10 protein-coding genes and 5 pseudogenes are annotated in these 18,741 nt (G+C 45.4%); 7 read left to right on the plus strand and 8 right to left on the minus strand.

Features of this window, described 5'->3' with window-relative positions:
- The first annotated feature begins 251 nt into the window (after nt 1–251).
- On the plus strand, nt 252–1,229 hold the full coding sequence (locus A1SC_RS12225; protein ID WP_016262289.1) for a RepB family plasmid replication initiator protein: 978 nt from the start codon (nt 252–254) through the stop codon (nt 1,227–1,229).
- A 244-nt stretch (nt 1,230–1,473) separates the two neighbouring features.
- Here the strand turns inward: A1SC_RS12225 and A1SC_RS0121750 are convergent.
- Nucleotides 1,474–2,212: pseudogene (locus A1SC_RS0121750) on the minus strand (tyrosine-type recombinase/integrase).
- 413 nt (nt 2,213–2,625) lie between these two features.
- On the opposite strand from A1SC_RS0121750, the pseudogene A1SC_RS24575 reads away from it, so the two are divergent.
- Nucleotides 2,626–3,150: pseudogene (locus A1SC_RS24575) on the plus strand (transposase); the annotation flags it as partial.
- A 146-nt stretch (nt 3,151–3,296) separates the two neighbouring features.
- Here A1SC_RS24575 and A1SC_RS12220 read toward each other — a convergent pair.
- Both A1SC_RS12220 and A1SC_RS12215 read right to left on the minus strand, forming a co-directional pair.
- Entirely contained in the window at nt 3,297–4,229 is a 933-nt protein-coding gene (locus A1SC_RS12220) for a LysR family transcriptional regulator (protein ID WP_016262294.1), read from the minus strand.
- A 36-nt stretch (nt 4,230–4,265) separates the two neighbouring features.
- Nucleotides 4,266–5,440, minus strand: a protein-coding gene (locus tag A1SC_RS12215; RefSeq protein ID WP_148718529.1) for an IS3 family transposase whose coding sequence is annotated in 2 segments (ribosomal slippage) — nt 4,266–5,182 and nt 5,182–5,440 — 1,176 coding nt in all. Because the reading frame shifts where the segments join, the coding sequence is not laid out codon by codon here.
- A 213-nt stretch (nt 5,441–5,653) separates the two neighbouring features.
- Here A1SC_RS12215 and A1SC_RS12205 point away from each other — a divergent pair.
- The 4 genes from A1SC_RS12205 (at nt 5,654) to idi (ending at nt 9,095) form a co-directional block, all read left to right on the plus strand.
- A complete protein-coding gene (locus tag A1SC_RS12205; RefSeq protein WP_016262297.1) occupies nt 5,654–7,126 on the plus strand; it encodes a UbiD family decarboxylase in 1,473 nt (490 codons plus the stop codon).
- A 25-nt stretch (nt 7,127–7,151) separates the two neighbouring features.
- Nucleotides 7,152–7,721, plus strand: a complete 570-nt coding sequence (locus A1SC_RS12200; RefSeq protein ID WP_032141404.1) for a UbiX family flavin prenyltransferase — start codon at nt 7,152–7,154, stop codon at nt 7,719–7,721.
- Between the two features lie 18 nt (nt 7,722–7,739).
- Nucleotides 7,740–8,456, plus strand: coding sequence for a DUF554 domain-containing protein (locus A1SC_RS12195; protein ID WP_016262299.1), 717 nt, complete (start codon nt 7,740–7,742; stop codon nt 8,454–8,456).
- Nucleotides 8,457–8,549: 93 nt separating this feature from the next.
- Entirely contained in the window at nt 8,550–9,095 is a 546-nt protein-coding gene (gene idi, locus A1SC_RS12190; RefSeq protein ID WP_016262300.1) for an isopentenyl-diphosphate Delta-isomerase, read from the plus strand.
- Nucleotides 9,096–9,477: 382 nt separating this feature from the next.
- Here idi and A1SC_RS12185 read toward each other — a convergent pair whose 3' ends face one another.
- Both A1SC_RS12185 and A1SC_RS25080 read right to left on the minus strand, forming a co-directional pair.
- The gene (locus A1SC_RS12185) at nt 9,478–11,232 is read right to left on the minus strand and encodes a tannase/feruloyl esterase family alpha/beta hydrolase (protein WP_016262301.1); all 1,755 of its coding nucleotides are present in this window, start codon (nt 11,230–11,232) and stop codon (nt 9,478–9,480) included.
- 555 nt (nt 11,233–11,787) lie between these two features.
- Nucleotides 11,788–11,891: pseudogene (locus A1SC_RS25080) on the minus strand (type II toxin-antitoxin system RelE/ParE family toxin); the annotation flags it as partial.
- A gap of 81 nt (nt 11,892–11,972) precedes the next feature.
- On the opposite strand from A1SC_RS25080, the pseudogene A1SC_RS0121760 reads away from it, so the two are divergent.
- Nucleotides 11,973–12,263: pseudogene (locus A1SC_RS0121760) on the plus strand (IS3 family transposase); the annotation flags it as partial.
- A gap of 120 nt (nt 12,264–12,383) precedes the next feature.
- On the opposite strand, the gene A1SC_RS12180 reads toward A1SC_RS0121760, so the two are convergent.
- The 3 genes and pseudogenes from A1SC_RS12180 to msrQ form a co-directional block, all read right to left on the minus strand.
- Complete coding sequence (locus A1SC_RS12180; protein ID WP_068981780.1) at nt 12,384–12,878, minus strand: MarR family winged helix-turn-helix transcriptional regulator; 495 nt, start codon at nt 12,876–12,878, stop codon at nt 12,384–12,386.
- A 155-nt stretch (nt 12,879–13,033) separates the two neighbouring features.
- Nucleotides 13,034–17,158: a vacuolating autotransporter toxin Vat gene (gene vat, locus A1SC_RS12175; protein ID WP_016262303.1), complete on the minus strand. Its 4,125-nt coding sequence runs from the start codon at nt 17,156–17,158 to the stop codon at nt 13,034–13,036.
- A 1,168-nt stretch (nt 17,159–18,326) separates the two neighbouring features.
- Nucleotides 18,327–18,741 (minus strand): annotated as a pseudogene (gene msrQ / locus A1SC_RS0121765) (protein-methionine-sulfoxide reductase heme-binding subunit MsrQ); the annotation flags it as partial.

Here is an 18,741-nt window from a genome sequence, read left to right on the forward strand (position 1 = left end):
ATATGGCATGTTATGGATAAACTGTAACAGGTTAATGATAAGCTGTATTCAGTAATGCATATACTGAAGTAAGTTAATGACATAAACTATGGTCAGTACACCAGGCTCAGCTGTTAAATACAGGCTGCAGGTTTTTCTTCAGTCAGTTAGCGGAGTTCTGACACACGATTTTCTGTTTATTCTTTTACTGTCCACAGGCTGGAGGCTTTCTGGAGAACGAAAATTCAGACATCAAAAAACTGTTCGGCGAGGTGGATAAGTCGTCCGGTGAGCTGGTGACACTGACACCAAACAATAACAACACCGTACAACCTGTGGCGCTGATGCGTCTGGGCGTCTTTGTACCGACCCTTAAGTCACTGAAGAACAGTAAAAAAAATACACTGTCACGCACTGATGCCACGGAGGAACTGACACGTCTTTCCCTGGCCCGTGCAGAAGGATTCGATAAGGTTGAGATCACCGGTCCCCGGCTGGATATGGATAACGATTTCAAGACCTGGGTGGGGATCATTCATTCCTTTGCCCGCCATAACGTGATTGGTGACAAAGTTGAACTGCCTTTTGTCGAGTTTGCAAAACTGTGTGGTATACCTTCAAGCCAGTCATCACGCAGGCTGCGTGAGCGCATCAGTCCTTCCCTGAAACGCATTGCAGGTACCGTGATCTCCTTTTCCCGCACCGATGAGAAGCATACACGGGAATACATCACCCATCTGGTACAGTCAGCCTACTACGATACTGAACGGGATATTGTTCAGTTACAGGCTGATCCCCGCCTTTTTGAACTGTACCAGTTTGACAGAAAGGTCCTTCTTCAGCTTAAGGCGATTAATGCCCTGAAGCGCCGGGAGTCCGCCCAGGCACTTTACACCTTTATAGAGAGCCTGCCCCGGGATCCGGCACCGATATCGCTGGCACGGCTGCGTGCCCGCCTCAATCTGAAGTCTCCTGTATTTTCCCAGAACCAGACGGTCAGACGGGCAATGGAGCAGTTGCGCGAGATTGGATATCTTGATTACACGGAGATCCAGCGGGGTCGGACAAAATTCTTCTGTATTCACTACCGGCGTCCCCGGTTAAAAGCGCCGAATGATGAGAGTAAGGAAAATCCGTTGCCACCTTCACCTACGGAAAAAGTCAGTCCGGAGATGGCGGAGAAGCTTGCCCTGCTTGAGAAACTGGGCATCACGCTGGATGACCTGGAAAAACTCTTCAAATCCCGCTGAACATAAACTGTAGTCAGATAAGAGAGACTCTTTACTGACTACAGTTTATATTCAGTTTCCTGCTGTACGGTCTGTGGCTGAGCTGCCATCTGCCAGTTCCTTACATAAGTCGCCCCGTAACCCGATGCAGAGGCATTGCTCACTTCATAAAACATGGCTTACTCACTACAGCTTATCTACCTGCTCCAGCTTATGTTATGTCTGTTCTGCTTACCACTGCTTATATAAGGAAGCGTGTATGCCATCACTTCAGGGGAGGCAGTGTACGCAGGATCTCTGCAGCATCCCGCCCGTCACCTGTGAAAGGCACTGCCAGCGTGGCAGCCATATCCAGCGCAATCTGGTATAAACCTCCATCGAACGTGGATCCCTGTGACCAGCCAGTGCCTGGATGACTTTCCGGGGCTGGCGGTGATAGAGCATGTGCATGATATAGCTGTGCCGGAAGGTGTGTGGTGTGACCGGAATCGAAAAGTGTACCCCGTCTGCTTCGGCCCGTCTGACAGCCTGTTTCAGCCAGTTGCGCATGGTTTCGTCGGTCACGGCCCATAATGGTTCACGACGACGGGGCCGGGTGATGATCATCCAGCTTTCCATCTACCTGACATAGCTTATATCTGTCAGCGGAACCAGGCGGACTTCATCTTTTGGCGGGCGTCCGCGTCGCGCACGCACTTTTTCGGACAGGATCCGCACAAACGGTCTTACACCATCCAGATCAAATGATTCCGGCGTCAGCATCCGGGCTTCGCCAATACGCATTCCGGTATTCCAGAGGGTGGCGAACAGCATATGGTGACGCTGATCCGGCATATAGAAAAGAAGGGCACTCACTTCCGGGGCCAGCAGGTAGGCCGGTGTGACCCCCGTGGAAGTGGCCATTCTTCTCAGGGAGAGCGCTGTTGCAAAATCCCCCCCCCCGGCGCAATGGGTAACAGGGAAACGCGTTCTGGTGAATTCTGCAGGGGAATGACATTGTTCATCAGTTATTTTTCACGTAGCGCACACACTGGTTATGGATACAGGTATTTTGCACCTGACAGGCCAATTCTGCCATGACAATAAATCGCAGCGCGTGGATCCTTTTCTTGTCTTATCACGCATTTTGCGGGTAAAGCCAAATACATAAAGGATCCTTTTTCTGTTCAGATCTTCCATGAAGCCAGTCATGGCGCGGGTTGATGGCGGTTTTATGGTTTTTGGGAGAAATACAAGAATGGCGCATTGTCAGTGGAGATTTGCTTCATCTCCGGCAGGGCCTGATTATGCGCCATCCTTATATTATAAGAGAGCCGCTCGAGAAGCGAAAATTATTGTATCTTAGGAGCTTGTATATAGATTTGTGTAATTGCCTGATTTTGATATGTTCAAACCAGCATCAAATAAAGGTTAATTTATGGACGAAAAACACTTACAGGCTCTGGCTAACGAACTAGCCAAAAACATCAAAACCTCCTCCAAACTCCTAAAGACCTCAGCCAGTTTGAGCGTCTGCTGAAAAAGATCAGCGTTGAAATTGCACTCAATGCAGAGATGGCTCATCATCTTGGATACGAGAAAAATCATCCCCGTATTACCAGGATGGATAACCAGATCCTCTCGTTGTATATATCAGAGGGATGACCTCCCGCAAGATAGCAACTGCGTTCAAAGAACTGTATGACGCAGATGTTTCACCGGCATCTGATATCAAAGGTCACCGATGCCGTGATGGAGCAGGTTGTCGAATGGCAAAACCTCGTCCTGAAAGTTCAGTAGGACAGTCGCGTCATCAACAAATCGGTTTTTCTGGCTCCTGGCATCAATATCGAAGGTCAGAAGAAACTGCTGGGTATGTGGCTGACTGAACTAAAAAACCGCGGTCTGAACGACATCCTCATCGGTCTGTGTTGATGGCCTGAAAGGTTTCCCGAACGCCATCGAGTAGCTGCGCTCCCACCACTCCATTATTCATAAAGGTATAATGGCGTCATCCAACCGGTTTTCTTTAGTTGCAAGTGCTGGTGTTTTACATTCGGTTTTCCATGTTTATATATCTTATACTTTCCCGAAAAAAGAAATAATTTCTTATAATCTGTCTTTTCTTGCTGTATGGGATGAGGTAACTGTATTCATGTTGCAGGGATATCCGGCTGCAACTATTTCCATTACTTCAGGAATCCAGTTAGTAGCTGGTATTTTCACCATTGCAGGATAAAAAAGCTGGGGAGAGGGGAAAATATCCACCACATGACAATGGCGTAAACAAGTTGCGTCTACTTCTGATGAAGGTAAAAGAGTAGCCGCAGCCAGCCCTGATTCCAGCCAGTCGATTATCATACCCGGCTGGGATATATGCATTAACACTTCTGGTGTTACTCCTGTCTTCCTGAATAAGTCAAGCAGCTTTTCATAGATGCCAGAATCCTTCGCCCGATGCAACAATATCAGCGGGAAGCTGGCCAATGTTATATAGTTAACAGGCGTGTCAGGTATGTATGGCAAACATTTTTTACTGATTACGGCCACAGGTTTTATGGGTTCAAAAGAAACAACATCATACCCTTCATCACGATACGGTCGTTGGATCAGCGCCAAATCAATTGTACCTTCATTAAGTAAATCTTCCAGGTGACTTGAGTCTGTAACTGATATGCTCACTTCTATATCTGGATTACGCTCACAAAATGCCAGCAGTAGCGACTTGAAATAAGACTGAAAAAGGTGCGTAATTCCCAGATGAAGTTTGGGATTATTTTTTTGCGCAATAGCCATAGTCTCCCGCGTAGTATCTTCCACCTGACGCAGGATCTCGCATGCTTTACGATAGAGAAAAAAACCCGCTTCTGTTGGCTCTATACGATTACCTTTGCGTATAAAGAGCGGCGCTTTCAACTCATCCTCCAGTTCCTGAATACGTTTACTAAGTGGTGGCTGCGCCATATTCAACACTTTTGCAGCCCGACTTACTGAGCCCTGTTCCATCACCCGACAGAAGTAACGTAAACGCTTTAAATCCATAAATCCCCTCAGCCCCGTGTGCTGCAGATGTAGTGGTCAACAAAAACTGGCCACAGCTTTAGAGTTTTTCCAGAACAATCGTTCTGATTCATTCGGCGTCAAACCACCATTATATTGATGAGGTCTGAGCTGGCTGTAATATCCTGTGATGTAATTCGTTATTGCCGTGCTGGCTTCGCTAAAATTCGCGTAGCCATTATCCGGTACCCACTCTGTTTTCAGGCTTCTGAAGAACCGTTCCATTGGGCTGTTATCCCAGCAATTTCCCCGGCGACTCAGGCTTTGCTTTATCTGATATCTCCACAGTAACTGTCTGAAGTTCCTGCTGGTATAGTGACTGCCTTGATCCGAGTGATACAGTAAATTAGCCGGTTTCCCCCGTGCTTCCCAGGCCATCGACAGGGCTTTACCTGTCAGTGCGGAATCAGGGAAAAATGACATCGCCCAGCCAACCGGTTTACGGGAAAACAAATCGAGTACAACAGCCAGATAAGCCCAGCGTTTTCCCGTCCAGATATAAGTCACATCACCGCACCAAGCCTGATTAGGCTCGGTAACAGCAAACTGGCGATCCAGATAATTAGGGATCTCAATGTGTTCCTTAGACGCCTTCTTATAACGATGGCCAGGTTGCTGACAGCTGATAATATTGAGCGCTTTCATCAGCTTTGTTGCCCGCCAGCGCCTCAGTTTTATACCTTTGGTGGTGACCATTGCGGCAATGCTTCGCGCTCCTGCTGAACCGTTACTTTCGTGATAAACTTCACGCACAAGGCTCAGTAATGCCACTTTCGTGGCGTCAGGCTTCCTGGGCTGCCGCCAGTATTTATAACTGCTGCGATGAACCCCAAACACGTTGCACACAACGGCAACAGGAAACCGCGCCCTGAGTTTCTCAACTAATGAGAATTGTTCAGGGAGTCTGACATCAAGAGCGCGGTAGCCTTTTTTAATATATCCCTTTCCATTTCAACGCGTTGAAGTCTTTTCTTCAACTCACGTATTTCAATCTGCTCAGGTGTCATGGGTGAAGCTATGGGTGATTTTCCCGCTCGCTCTTCTTTCAGTTGTCGAATCCATTTATCCATCGTGGATTTGCCGACATTCATCGCAGTGGCAGCGGCGGCAACGGTGTAATGCTGATCGAGTACAAGCTGGGCAGCCTCGAGGCGAAACTCGGGGCTAAAATTGCGTCTGTTACGTCCGGTCATAATGTCACCTGTTTTGACTATGAGGTGATGATATCACCTCTATTCAGGTGGCCAAATTCACTATGCTACTACAAGGGGAGTGTACATCAGGTTTTCAGCCCCTCACTCTTTTTTGATCTACTCAGATACAGGTAAACGGTATTTGTCGCCTTTTTTGTCGGATATTAAGGTACGCCGTCATCAGTCTTACTGCTAATCAACAGGAGCAACTCAATGAAAAATAATGTTCATGACCTCCGTTCTGCACTGGAACTACTAAAAACATTACCTGGTGAATATGTCGAAACCGATACAGAAGTTGATCCACATGCGGAGCTTTCTGGCGTTTATCGTTATGTCGGCGCAGGTGGAACCTGCCAGCGCCCGACCCGTAAAAATGGCCCTGTAATGATGTTCAAAAAAATCAAAGGATTTAACGACATCAGTGTTGCTATTGGCCTCAACGGTTCCCGTAATCGCGTCAGCCACTTCCTGAATTGTCCCCCGGAGCGTCTGGGGCATCGGCTGAAAGACTCCGTACAGACACCAATTCCACCAGTCCTGACGACAGCTCCGGCAGCAGCACAGGAAGTTGTTCACCTCGCGACTGATCCCGATTTTGACCTACGTAAGCTTTTACCAGCACCGACAAATACTGAAGAAGATGCAGGCCCATACATTACTATGGGGTTGTGCTACGCGTCAGATCCGGAAACAAATGAATCTGATATCACCATTCATCGTCTGTGCGTTCAGGGCAAAGATGAACTCTCCATGTGGCTTACTCCTGGGCGTCATATTGATGCTTTCCGCAAAAAGGCAGAAGCTGCAGGTAAACCGTTACCAATCTCCATCAGTATTGGCGTTGACCCGGCGATTGAAATCGCCGCCTGCTTCGAGCCACCAACAACGCCTCTGGGCTTTGATGAACTGAGCATCGCTGGCTCCCTGCGAGGCCATGCCATTGAAATGGTACAGTGTAAAACCATCAACGAAAAAGCAATAGCTCACGCAGAAATCATCATTGAAGGTGAGCTGTTGCCAAATATCCGTCTGCGTGAAGACCAGAATACAGATACAGGCAAAGCGATGCCGGAGTTTCCGGGCTATACAGGTGAAGCTAAAGAAGCAATCCCTGTCATTAAAGTAAAGGCTGTCACACATCGTAAAAATCCTATCTGGCGAACCACTGTAGGGCCTGGAGAGGAACATGTGAACATGGCTGGCATCCCGACAGAAGCAAGCATCCTCGATATGGTTGAACGGGCAATGCCGGGAAAATTACTGAATGTTTTTGCACATTCCGCTGGAGGTGGCAAATTGCTGGCAGTGATGCAGTTCAAAAAGTCAGCTGCTGTGGATGAAGGTCGCCAGCGCCAGGCCGCCCTGCTCGCCTTTGCTGCGTTCCCTGAGCTGAAACACGTCATTCTGGTCGATGAAGATGTCGATATTTTCGATAGCGATGATGTACTGTGGGCTATGCAAACGCGTTATCAGGGCGATGTTGATACTGTCACTATTCCAGGCGTTCGCTGCCATCCGCTGGATCCGTCTCAGGTCCCAGATTACAGCCCAAGCATTCTGCAACAGGGGGTATCCTGTAAAACCATCTTTGACTGCACGGTTCCATTCCATCTGAAAAGCCACTTTGAACGTTCTAAATTCAAAGAGGTTGACGTGAAACGTTTCCTGCCGGATTTCGAATAAGGAGAAAGCCGTGGCAACAAAACGTATGATTGTTGGAGTTAGCGGTGCATCCGGATTTCAGTACGGAGTAAAGACACTGGAACTTCTAAAGAAACTGGATGTTGAGATTCATCTCGTAGTTTCTAAAGGAGCAGAAAAAACCTGCCATCTGGAGACAGATTATCGACTTGACGATATTTTTGCCATGGCGGATGTAGTCCACCCAATTAATAATCTGGGCGCAGCAATTTCCAGTGGCTCATTCAAAACGCAGGGAATGATTATCGTCCCCTGTTCAATGAGAACACTGGGGGCTATTGCTCACTGTATGACCGACAATCTGCTGACGCGTGCCGCGGATGTAATTCTAAAAGAGCGTCGCCGTCTGGTTCTGCTGGCGCGGGAAACCCCTCTTAACCTGGGACATATTCGCAATATGGCTACAGTGACCGAGATGGGAGGCATAATTTTCCCTCCTGTACCCGCATTTTATCAGCGACCACAGACGGTTGAGGAGATAGTGACCCATAGTGTCAGCCGTGCTCTCGACTTATTTGATTTAAATATAAAAGACCTTCCGCGCTGGGGGGAAGGTCTTCTTAATTACAACGAATAAATTTGTCAGGATAATCCTATGTTAACAGGACCATATGTGAATGGCGTAGCAGTAATAGTGGGTGGTTTGTTTGGCGCGCTTATCGGTACACGCATCCCCGATCGAGTAAAAACGGCACTCCCCCTGACCTTCGGGCTTTGCTCGGTTGGTCTTGGTATTAATCTTGTAATCAAGGTGAAATACATGCCTGCGGTGGTGCTGGCAATGGTTATTGGAGCCATTATTGGCGAGATGTTTTTCCTGGAAAAACAGATTGGCAGAGTTGCCGGAACAACCCGGGGACTGATAAACCGCATTTTCCCACCCGTTCAGGGATTAACGCATGATGAATTTACTGAGAAATTTGTCGCAATTCTGGTGCTATTCTGTGCCAGTGGCACCGGTATTTTTGGCGCTATGCATGAAGGGATGACCGGAGATCCATCTATTTTATACATAAAAACTGTGCTGGACCTTTTCACTGCGGCAATTTTCGCTACCATGCTGGGGTTCTCTGTAATGACTATCGGGGTTCCGTTAATTATCGTACAAGTAGCTCTGGCTATGCTGGCTGTATATATATTGCATCTGATTACACCAGATATGATGGCCGACTTTTCCTGCGCGGGGGGATTGATAATGGTCGCGACCGGACTACGTATTTGTAATATTAAAGCTTTTCCCGTCGCCAATATGCTACCTGGCTTAATTCTGGTTATGCCTATTTCTGCCCTGTGGGCCAGTTTATTTGCATAAATAAAAATCAACATAACTGTGCTCACTGACGCAGTAAAGGACAGATGAGCACAGAATTATCCAACGTATTTTTATATATTATCAGGAGCCATGATGAAGGGACGGGAATATGTTCTTTTACTGAATGAGAAAGGAGAATTCATTGGCACGGAAGAAAAATATGATGCACACACACCCCACACCCCTCTCCACCTGGCTTTTTCCTGCTGGCTCTTCAATAGTGAAGGCCAGGTTTTGATAACTCGCCGCTCACTTGGAAAAAAAGCATGGCCAGGTGTCTGGACAAACTCGGTATGCGGACATCCACAGCTGAATGAATCTTTCGAGCAAGCCATTACGCGCCGCTGTCACTTTGAAGTCGGAGCAGAAATTACTGATATAACTCCTGTTTATCCAGAATTTCGCTATTGCGCAACAGACACTAATGGAATTATGGAAAATGAAGTCTGCCCGGTATATGCAGCTAAACTAACAAACACAATAACCCTGAACCCGGACGAAGTGATGGACTGTTACTGGGTTTCGTTAGATGCACTGTATCAGACATTGATAACCTCGCCGTGGGTGTTTAGTCCATGGATGGTGTTGCAGTTCGGTTCAGAAAAGACACGAAAAAAACTGATGAGTTTTGTAAAATAGGACGTTAATCCTCTGTGTATTTTCATGGCATCCGTTCTGAAATTAATCGAAGGCATTCACTATATTGAATGGTTTTCCGTATTTTTATTTTCTGATAGTGGAATATATCATTATCAGATCTGTTTATATAAATAACAAATAAAACATTACCAGCAACAGAAGCGTGGCAGCGAATATAAAAATCATATCCAAATATATCTTTGGAGAAAATGAATAATAAGGGGGAAGGCGAAGTTCCATATTAATATCAATGATTAATGATCGTGCTGGCTATCAATCGGATGATACTGTGTTCGAACTGCCTGTTTTCGATAGCCATAACGGGGGCTGTTTCGCGGCTGAACGCGCCAGGCCCCGCCCCACATCCGGGACGGGGAAAGCGTCAGTCGGAGGAATTTAAAAACTGATAGGGAGAAAAAAATTTATCTCCCAACCATTGGGTTAAATTATCCATTTTATTAAAAATAACAGGGTGATAATTTTCAGGTATATTTCTATCTCCATGTCCATTATATACTGCAATTTCAGGATATGGATAAACGGGGCGAACTTGCATAACGGATGGTTCTTTACCCTCATGTTCTGATGACTGTGATTCCTTGCCAACTATCAACGATGTTGGCTGACCGAATGTCCCAGCATCGTTATTATTACGTTGTACAGTCAATATCTCATGGGGTGGAATATTTTTTTCCACCCATGCCATCACTGGGCTGAGCAAATCAATGCTATCCGGCCCTTCACCGCCACCACAATGATATACTCCTGGCAGTAAATACAGCCGCTCAAATTGGCTGGTTACTGTCTTACCCATAGTTTTCTGAACAGCAAGATGATAATTGATCGTGTTCAAAGGGCTGATATGCTGGTCTGCCAGGCCATGCCACAAAATTAATTTTCCACCACGTTGATAGAATGCGTGAAGGTCAGGATTCGTTGAATCATAAAAGCGATGTAGCTTACTCAATTTATCAAAATATGATGCATCAAATTTTATTCTGCGTAACTCAAATTTCTCAGGTGTATCTTCTTTTTTAAACAGCACATCATTAGCATCCTGGCCAATTTTAGTACTGAATAGAGAGCCTTTTTTACTTTCAGGTATAAAGATACCTTCCCATGCTAATTCAGACCCAGGCAATGGCCCACCGGCAAGCAAAGATAAACCACTTTGAGGGTCTTTTGGCCCCTGATAAATTTTATTCAACACGTCCAGCTCCTGAGCTGTGAGACACTGGCTGGTATCAGATTGTGCGGACGAACATAAAAGATTCTGCAGATCAGGGCTACAGGAAAGAGGATTACTGATCAGGCCATCTTTGTCACCATCAAGAGCATCACACTGAGACACTACCGCCTTATGAATCAGCGTTAATTTATCCGCAAGAAGAATGTGGTTGCCGTCATTATCAGTATTAATCTGTGCCAGCCAGGGATGGTATATACCATTTTGTGTCTGGAAGTTCATCGCCGCAGCTCCTGCAATGATGCCATCAAAATCATCAGGATATCGTTGAGCTGCCATTAATGCTTCCCGTCCGCCATCAGAGCACCCGGTAAAGTAGGAATATCTGGCGTTTTGACCATAAAATGCCGTGATTAAAGCCTTTGTTGCCTGAGCAGTAAGATGGACACTGCGGTAAGCAAAATCTGTTCGCAACCGCGAATCTTTACCAAAAGAACCATCGGCTACAGTATGTCCCATGTCTGTTGCTGAAGTAACAAAAGAGCCATCTGTTATATGAGTACATCCGTCAGCAGCACCGACTTCATCTGATATTCGTCCACACAAACCACCGCAGCCAATCTGAAGAGAACGCTGACGCCAATTCTCTGTTGGTAAACGAACCTCAAAGCCAATCTGAGGAGCCAGACGCCCTGTAACAATGCAGACTTTACGCTTTTCATCCAGAGTCGCTTTCAGAACCTGACTTCCCTCCCCGGCAATAGAGGTTAAATCAGTTTGTTGTAGCGTGGAGCAATCAGTGACTGGAGTTATTCCTGGCAAATCTTCATAGTTTTTGGGGGAAACTGGTGTCACCGGGAAGTGCTGATTTGCGGATAATACGGATACAGGAAAAATGAGAGAGCCAGTAAAGAGTGCTAATGATATAAAGCAATTCAATTTTCTATTCATATATACTCCGTTTGTAAAGTGATGAGAGAAAAATATAGATCCATTATATTATTACACACAATTATGAAAAAAATATGGAGTCAGCTTTAACAAAAACAAATATTATACAGTTTTAATATTCGTTGAAATTACCCACACTCTTTATGGTAAGTTTTTTCAGGACACTATCCGGATATTTTTTCTTGAACAACTATTTTATCCACCTTTATTTATCCATTCATTTCCATCATGCAACATGAAACGCTCTTTCGTTTTCAACGGGGCTTTGTTCAACTTCTCCGTCACTATCTAATTATCTCACTGGAAAAATTATAAACATTGACACGTTCACATTTATCTGCCGCAACAAGTACAATTATTAACATATCATTAATCACCTGATAAACCGGCCCCCGATACGCTGAATTTAATTTTGTAGCAGTCCTTTAACCCATGTAGTTTTGCTGAAAGTATGTGAGGATTTTCAGTGCATTTTTTACTTTTTTCGGATCTGCGCGTCTCCTGCCGTCGCCAGGAGAATGTTGGCTGTAGAGCTGACAGAGGCCGGATGTGCCGCGGCATAGTGCTATATGCATGCAATACACGCAGAATATACACTTGCCCCCACTGGGTATCGAGTTCATAAACCAGAACAAATACGGGTGAATGACCAGTTCCCGGAGCTTAGTGGTTTACTGAATTTTGCCACCTGAACAGAGGTGATATACTCACCTCTGTTCAGGACGGGTCACACAAATGAAAAAGCTATGGATGTCGGCCTTTCTACGATGACAAGATGAGTCAGACAACTGCATGATGAACATCAGGGAAAAACACCAAAAGCCTCCCCGATAACACCAGAACAAATCGAAATACGTGAGCTAAGGAAAAAGCCACAACGAATTGAAATGGAAAACGAAATGTTAAAAAAGGTTACCGCGTTCTTGATGTCAGGCTCCCCTGAACAGTTTTCGATAATCGGGAAACTCAGGGCGCATTATCCAGTGGTCACTCTCTGCCGCGTATTCAGGATTCATCGCAGTAGCTACAAATAGTGGAAAACATAATCTCATTGCAGTTGAATAAAAATATAATCAATATTTTTATATAATAAGTGGTTGTATTATCCAGAAAACACATCATGAGAAGATGGTTGTTAGCATGTTAAAATGTTAATTAACATTAATGTTAGATAATAATTTTTTGTTGGCGAGTTCAAATGTTTTAATTTCATCATCTGATAACCCGCCCCATATTTTCTTTAGAATTATATTTTGAATGTTTATTAGTTTTTGAGCAAGTGTAACTCCGTCATGGGTTAAGCAAACACTTTTGCTTCGACGATCGTTTTTATTGTTAATTCTTTTGGCAATATTCTGCTTTTCTAATTTGTCTATGATGTGTGTGATATTTGTTTTGGAGAATTGTAACTCCTTGTAAATATCAGAAGGGGACTGACAATAATCATCAGACATATATAATGAAATTAACACCATAAATGTTGAGGTGTTTATTCTATACTCGCTCAATTCCTTTTCTATAATGCTCTTAGTTTTATCACTTACTCTAATATATAAGTGTATTAACAGACTCTCCTGAGCCGGATATGCCGGGTTTTTGATTTTTTTGTAGTTTGTTATAGTTTTTAATAAATCTATATTATTCATAATTCCACCACATGGCAAAAGAAAACTCATGAAGATTACTCAACCTGAGTGTTACAGGATGTATCGTGAACGCTGGAAAATTTAAGTTCCAGCCTGTACCGTAATCAGATAATCGCAGCAAAGGGACAAAGCAATAGTCCCTTTGCTGCACAGCATCAGAATGAATAACGAATATTGGCGTTTATCGCATCATCTGTGTTGTATTTACCAAATGCAGAGCGTTCAACTTCCAGCCCCAGACGCGTATTGTCGCCAAACCGGGCATTTAACCCCACACCGTAAAGCATACGACCGTCTTTTCTGCCATTAATCTGATGTTCTCCCGCTGCATCCTTCAGGTGAACGTCAGCACTGTCCGTCAGATCGAACTCATAATGCAGGCCGGCACGGGCTGTCAGACTCCAGTCCTTACCACTGAAGGTTTTACCGGAAACAACGCCGGTTCTGCCCACCAGAGGATTGACGCTGTCACGACGCATTGAGACATCCATTCCACTGTCGTTCCAGTTAAACGTCTGGCCCTGCAGTCTTCCCCAGACAAGTTCCGCCTGAGGTTCAACAAACGTCGTATCTGTCAGATGATAACGGTATCCGACTTCTGCACCTGCATACAGTGAATGGCTGCGGAAGTTCTGTTTACCGGCTCCGGCAAAGTTCAGGTCATATTTGTTTTCATTGTGAATATATTTGGCAATCAAATCAAAGTAAGCGCCGGACCGGAACAGACCACTGGCATAGAGACCGCCACCCCATGATTTTGTTTTACCGCTGTACAGGCCTGCTGACGCATCTGTGTCAGTGTAGGTGGCCATCACGCCGGTAAACAGGTCCATACTTCCCAGTTCGTGCTTACGGTCAGCCCCCATCTGCAGCAGGGTATAGTGGTCAGTGAAACCGCCATCAGCAGAGCCGGAACCGTTCAGCAGACGCACCCACGCACCGGCTTCGCCGTTAATATCCCTCAAATCGCCCATGCGTTTGTTCAGGTTGTTAACTTCAGTGATGAAGTTGTTATAGCTGATGTGCATGAATGTGGCGGCAGCCTTACCCTGGCCGTCGTTACGTGTAACCTGGTAACCATCGAGGACCCATTCTTTTTTCCCGTCCTCTTTTTTGACACTGAGGGTGGGGGTGACATCACTGAATCCCACAACCCGTGTTGATGCCCTGAACAGGTTATCAGTTGCCGCTTCAGGTGCGCTGACCAGTGGAATATCAAGCGTGTCCTTGTCAGAAGGTTTTTTCAGGAAGTTAACCCAGATGCTGTTGTCATGACCTGTTGCAGACTTGTTTATCACCAGTTTGTCTGCCTTGTTGAGGTCTGTACGCATGACAAATGCTGACTGAACCGCGTCCAGATTATCTGTTGTCAGTGTCGTGAACGGTGATGTTCCCCCGTTAAAGCCGACTATTGTTCGGTTAAGTTTCAGATTTCCTGCCGTGGAGTTTCCGTTCATCGACCACTGGGTGTCTGTCATGCTGACGGTAGCATCCGGTGCATTCAGGCTCCCGCTCCAGGTATTGCGATACCCGTTAAACAGGCTGTACAACATCTGATTCTGAAGAGTCAGGTCAGGATTCAGTTCCCCTCCGATGGTGACAGTCCCTTTATCCTGAACATTGATATTACCTGACAGCATACTGAATGGCCCCACGTTCAGGCGGGCATCGTCTCCCTTCAGGTTCCATGAACCGGCATAATCGTATACAGGTAAAAGTGTGTGAGATACCTCATCAGGACGGCTGTTCAGATTCAGGGTGGCATCAGAAATATTCACCGGACCGTCAGAAACAAAACTCTGACTGGCCAGAGCATTTGCTCCCTTGTTCAGGTTCAGGGCGGTACTGGTCAACGTTGAGTTCCCCAGAACGGCACTGTCTGAGGAGATATTCACGGTACTGTTGTTCGCCTGTATTCCACCACTGAATATCTCATTGATATTCAGTACTGACTGATTATCCAGGTTGACGGTGCCGTTGAAGACACTTTTATCTGCATCTTTAGTTGCAACAGATGTGCCTTCTTCAAGGGTAAAGGCTGTTCCCTGGCCATCTTCTTTGTCGATAAATACCCGACTGTCGCCCAGCGTGACGCTGGAATTATCTGCCTGGATGGTTGTGTTCAGTGTGGCATTGCGGCCCAGACCAAAGTCTGTATCTTTTAACACGAGCGAACCAAAGCTGAACGACCTGTTCTCCCAGTCATCCTGGGTAAATGAGGTGGGCTGTGTCAGAACGGAATTGTCGCCCAGAGACGAGACTGTATTTGCAATACTCTGAGACGTTGAAGCATGGATAACCGGGTGGCCCTGAATGGTCAGACGACCGTTTTCCTGACCGAAAGAACCTTTGGTGTCTGCTGAACCATCCAGAACCAGCGCGCCTGTTGTTCCCGGGAGAACTTTATTGGATACATTAATGTTTCCTTGTAGCTTACCGTGATACAGATACCCTTTATTATTAATCCTGTCTGCAAGCAACGCCTGTGCATTGTTCTGGTCATGTCCGACATATTCCCAGTGTTCGTTACTGACCTGACCGGTAGGGAACCAACCATAACTACTTGTTTTCAGGATAAAATAATCGACGGTATGAGTATAGGGATTATTATAAATATATAATGAACCTACTGTTCCCCTGTTTGATGATGACCATTCATTAACTTTTACGTCTGCCGGACGCGTCTGATAATCCAGAGTGATATTAGCCGTTTTATCACTGCTGTTACCGAGAGCTGCACCATAATCGGCGGCATTCAGCTTATGAAATGTCAGGTCATTCCCGTTAACATCCAGAACACCACCCCGGTAGCCCCAGGATATATTGTCCGGATTAACCTGCCGGTTATCTGCCAGCACGACTGTCGGGCGGCCGCTGGCAATATTCACGCTACTGAATGCCTGAACGTGTCCTGAACTGTCAGCCTGCTGATTGAGGACAACGGTACCATCCCCGACTTTCAGGCCGCCCTCATTAACACCGGTGCCCTGTACAACCAGGGTGCCTTCGCCGATTTTATGCAGGTTGTCACCTTTCACACCATTAACCTGCCAGTTTACGGAGGCATCCTTGTCCACAATAATACCGGCCCCGGTCCAGGTACTTCCGTTTGAAGTGGTGACAGTGTAGTCATCAGTAAATGTCAGTGAACCGGCACCCTGCGTGACAGAGTTTTCCAGGTTAATCTGACCATTATGTCCCAGGAATGTCAGATTTTTACCTGCGTTCAGGTCAGAACCTTTTTGTCCGTGCATAGCATATTCATCGGAACCCTGTGTCAGAGAGCCAGTGCCGGTACTGCTGTCAAATTTCCATTGCAGGGGTGCGTCGGATGAGGCATTAAAAAAGACGGGGGCGTCATTATCCTCTGAATAGACCTGTGAAAGAAAACTCTGAGGGATAAGAGAATATATCAAATTGGTACCCCCTCCTACTCCCGAGTAAACACCGACCAGTTCCCACTGCCCTTTGGCCGTATTCCAGCCAAATAATGGAGACCCACTGTCGCCAGCCTCTCCAAAAGAGGGCAGGATGCTATGATCATGTATGTTGCCCCCCATATACAACTGAATGCCGTCTGAGCCGTGATAAAAGAATGATGCCGGGAGTATTCCTCCTGTCAGATAACCATACCCACCTGTTACCCAATGTCGCTTACCCTGACTATCCTGAATATACTGACTTCCCGAACCAGCCCTGTAGAATGCCGAGTATTTTGAAGGGTTCAATATATCAGCCGTTGATGAGCTGGTTACGGTAGCCGGAGCAACCTCAGTTACGAGCTTATCCAGTCTTGGTGTGTGGAGATCCGATGAGCTGTGTTCATTACGATCCACAATATGGTAGCTGTTCTGACCATCACCGAAGCTGACGCTCTGATATCCTTTATTATGTTTTACACTGGCTATATATTGCGGGTTAATTAATGTTGCAACACCGGGATTTGAGCTTACATTCACACTGCTAAAATCAACCATGGGCGCTTTATCAAGATATCCTACTAATTCCCCTTTATTATTAAAAATAGGAATGTTCGTTGCGCCAGCCTGAAACTGCCCTTTATTTTCTGCAAAGTCTCGGTATGTCTGGTAAGGATTATTGCCACCAACCGTTGATGCAACAGCAACGGTTGGGAGTAATGCAGATAATACCAAAGAGGTAATTAATGAAAGTCTTTTTCCTCTGCGGGTACTCCCTTTACATACCCTTCGGGCCAGTTCAGAGACAACCTTTACTGTGTTAGTAATATAACAATATTTTAGAGCGTATATTTTATTCATAGTAAATGATTCCGGAATGTATATTCCAAAGTTACATTAATAACCATAGACAACTTCAAACGAAAGCATTGTTGAATTGCGCGCTAATTATTAATTAGCCATATAATTATAAATGTGATGTAGTTCACGTTTATTTTTGTTAAAAACTACAATTTTTTGTAGTTGATTTATTGGGTGATTTGTTGCTGGCGTATCATTTGTGTTGATGATTTGTTTGTTCATGGTGGCAAAATGCTAATTACATCCATCAAGCGTTTTGACTTATAACTTAAGGCTCTGGAATTAGTGACACTAATGTAACTACATAAAAAGTGATATAGATGAATATTAACTAACAATACTTTTCTATTTTTATTACAAATTGCGCAGCAATTCTGAATGGATATATATTCTCATACCATCACCTATTTTTTCTGAAGTTCAGGTTAGGTTCTTACACTCTGTTTCAGCATCTCTGTCTGACCTTGTATTTAGTATTAAATGCTTAATTCTTCAGTTGTTGGTGGTAACTATCGTGACAACTTTTTAATCTATCGGGAGACACTTCCATCTTCGTTGGTCACAACAGTCTTTTTGATGAATTTACGATGGGCTTCATTATCCAGTTCAACGAATCCCACCACCTGTAATTGATGGTGAGGGGAATTGATAAAACACTGCTTTAATCAAAAGATTATGATAGATACACGGGCAGTAATACTGTGTCTGGTGTGCTCCCCCGGTCATCAATGATGCCAGGAGTGGGGAATTTGACGATTGTCCGGAGATTTAAAGTACAAAGAACAGGTGCTTTGTCCTGAGAATAAATGCTCTGGCCTGTATATGGGAAATACCTCAAGTCTCCCCTGGGATGCCTGGTTATTTCTTCACGCTAACAATGGTGATTACCGTCTTATATCACTGACGCTGGCAACTCCGACTACGCAAAGAAGCATTATCATCGCTGACAGGGCGTATGGCATTGCAGGACGGGAGGGGGACTGGTGAAATCCGGACGACCACACAGGCTTACGTCGGGCTTCAGCGGTTTTCTCTTGCGCCATATGAAACCACAGCGTACCGTCTTACATGCCATTGACGCACATTGTTTGGGTTATCCTGTTGGATAACACCATTAAATATTTACTGCCAGTCCACGTAACCTAAGCGTCTGCAGGAGACGCACAGATTATGTTGTAATTTTGTGTTGGAACAACTTCTGCAACTTTTTGAACAGAGAAAACCATTTATTATGACGCAAGCCTAAAAGTAGTAACACCAGACCAGCGTAACCTACTGATTGCATTGAGATAATCTTTACTAACCACAGATAATGTATGGGGCCAGGATCGCGACAAGATAGACGAAGTTATGCAATTGTTGCCAGCGTTTGCCTAAGTTTCGCTGCATCGCCTGCGTGGAAGTAAATGTTAAAGCCAGTAAAATCAGCCAACTGATAATTCCAAGCGTTAAATAAGGTCGGGTGATTAATTCCTGACCCAATAGCGTCAGATTATTCACTCCCAGTTCCAGCAAGGCATAACTGGTTAAGTGCAGCGTTGCCCAGGCGAAACACCATAAACCCAACAGGCGGCGAGTGCGAA

Source organism: Escherichia sp. KTE52, assembly GCF_000408325.1.
In the GTDB taxonomy this organism is placed as follows: Bacteria; Pseudomonadota; Gammaproteobacteria; order Enterobacterales; family Enterobacteriaceae; genus Escherichia; species Escherichia marmotae.

What these genes read in the sequence shown, in the direction of transcription:
- A1SC_RS12220 (WP_016262294.1), bottom strand. Translation starts at nt 4,229, where the DNA reads ATGGATTTAAAGCGTTTACGTTACTTCTGTCGGGTGATGGAACAGGGC.
- A1SC_RS12205 (WP_016262297.1), top strand. Translation starts at nt 5,654, where the DNA reads ATGAAAAATAATGTTCATGACCTCCGTTCTGCACTGGAACTACTAAAA.
- A1SC_RS12200 (WP_032141404.1), top strand. Translation starts at nt 7,152, where the DNA reads ATGATTGTTGGAGTTAGCGGTGCATCCGGATTTCAGTACGGAGTAAAG.
- A1SC_RS12195 (WP_016262299.1), top strand. Translation starts at nt 7,740, where the DNA reads ATGTTAACAGGACCATATGTGAATGGCGTAGCAGTAATAGTGGGTGGT.
- idi (WP_016262300.1), top strand. Translation starts at nt 8,550, where the DNA reads ATGAAGGGACGGGAATATGTTCTTTTACTGAATGAGAAAGGAGAATTC.
- A1SC_RS12185 (WP_016262301.1), bottom strand. Translation starts at nt 11,232, where the DNA reads ATGAATAGAAAATTGAATTGCTTTATATCATTAGCACTCTTTACTGGC.
- A1SC_RS12180 (WP_068981780.1), bottom strand. Translation starts at nt 12,878, where the DNA reads ATGAATAATATAGATTTATTAAAAACTATAACAAACTACAAAAAAATC.
- vat (WP_016262303.1), bottom strand. Translation starts at nt 17,158, where the DNA reads ATGAATAAAATATACGCTCTAAAATATTGTTATATTACTAACACAGTA.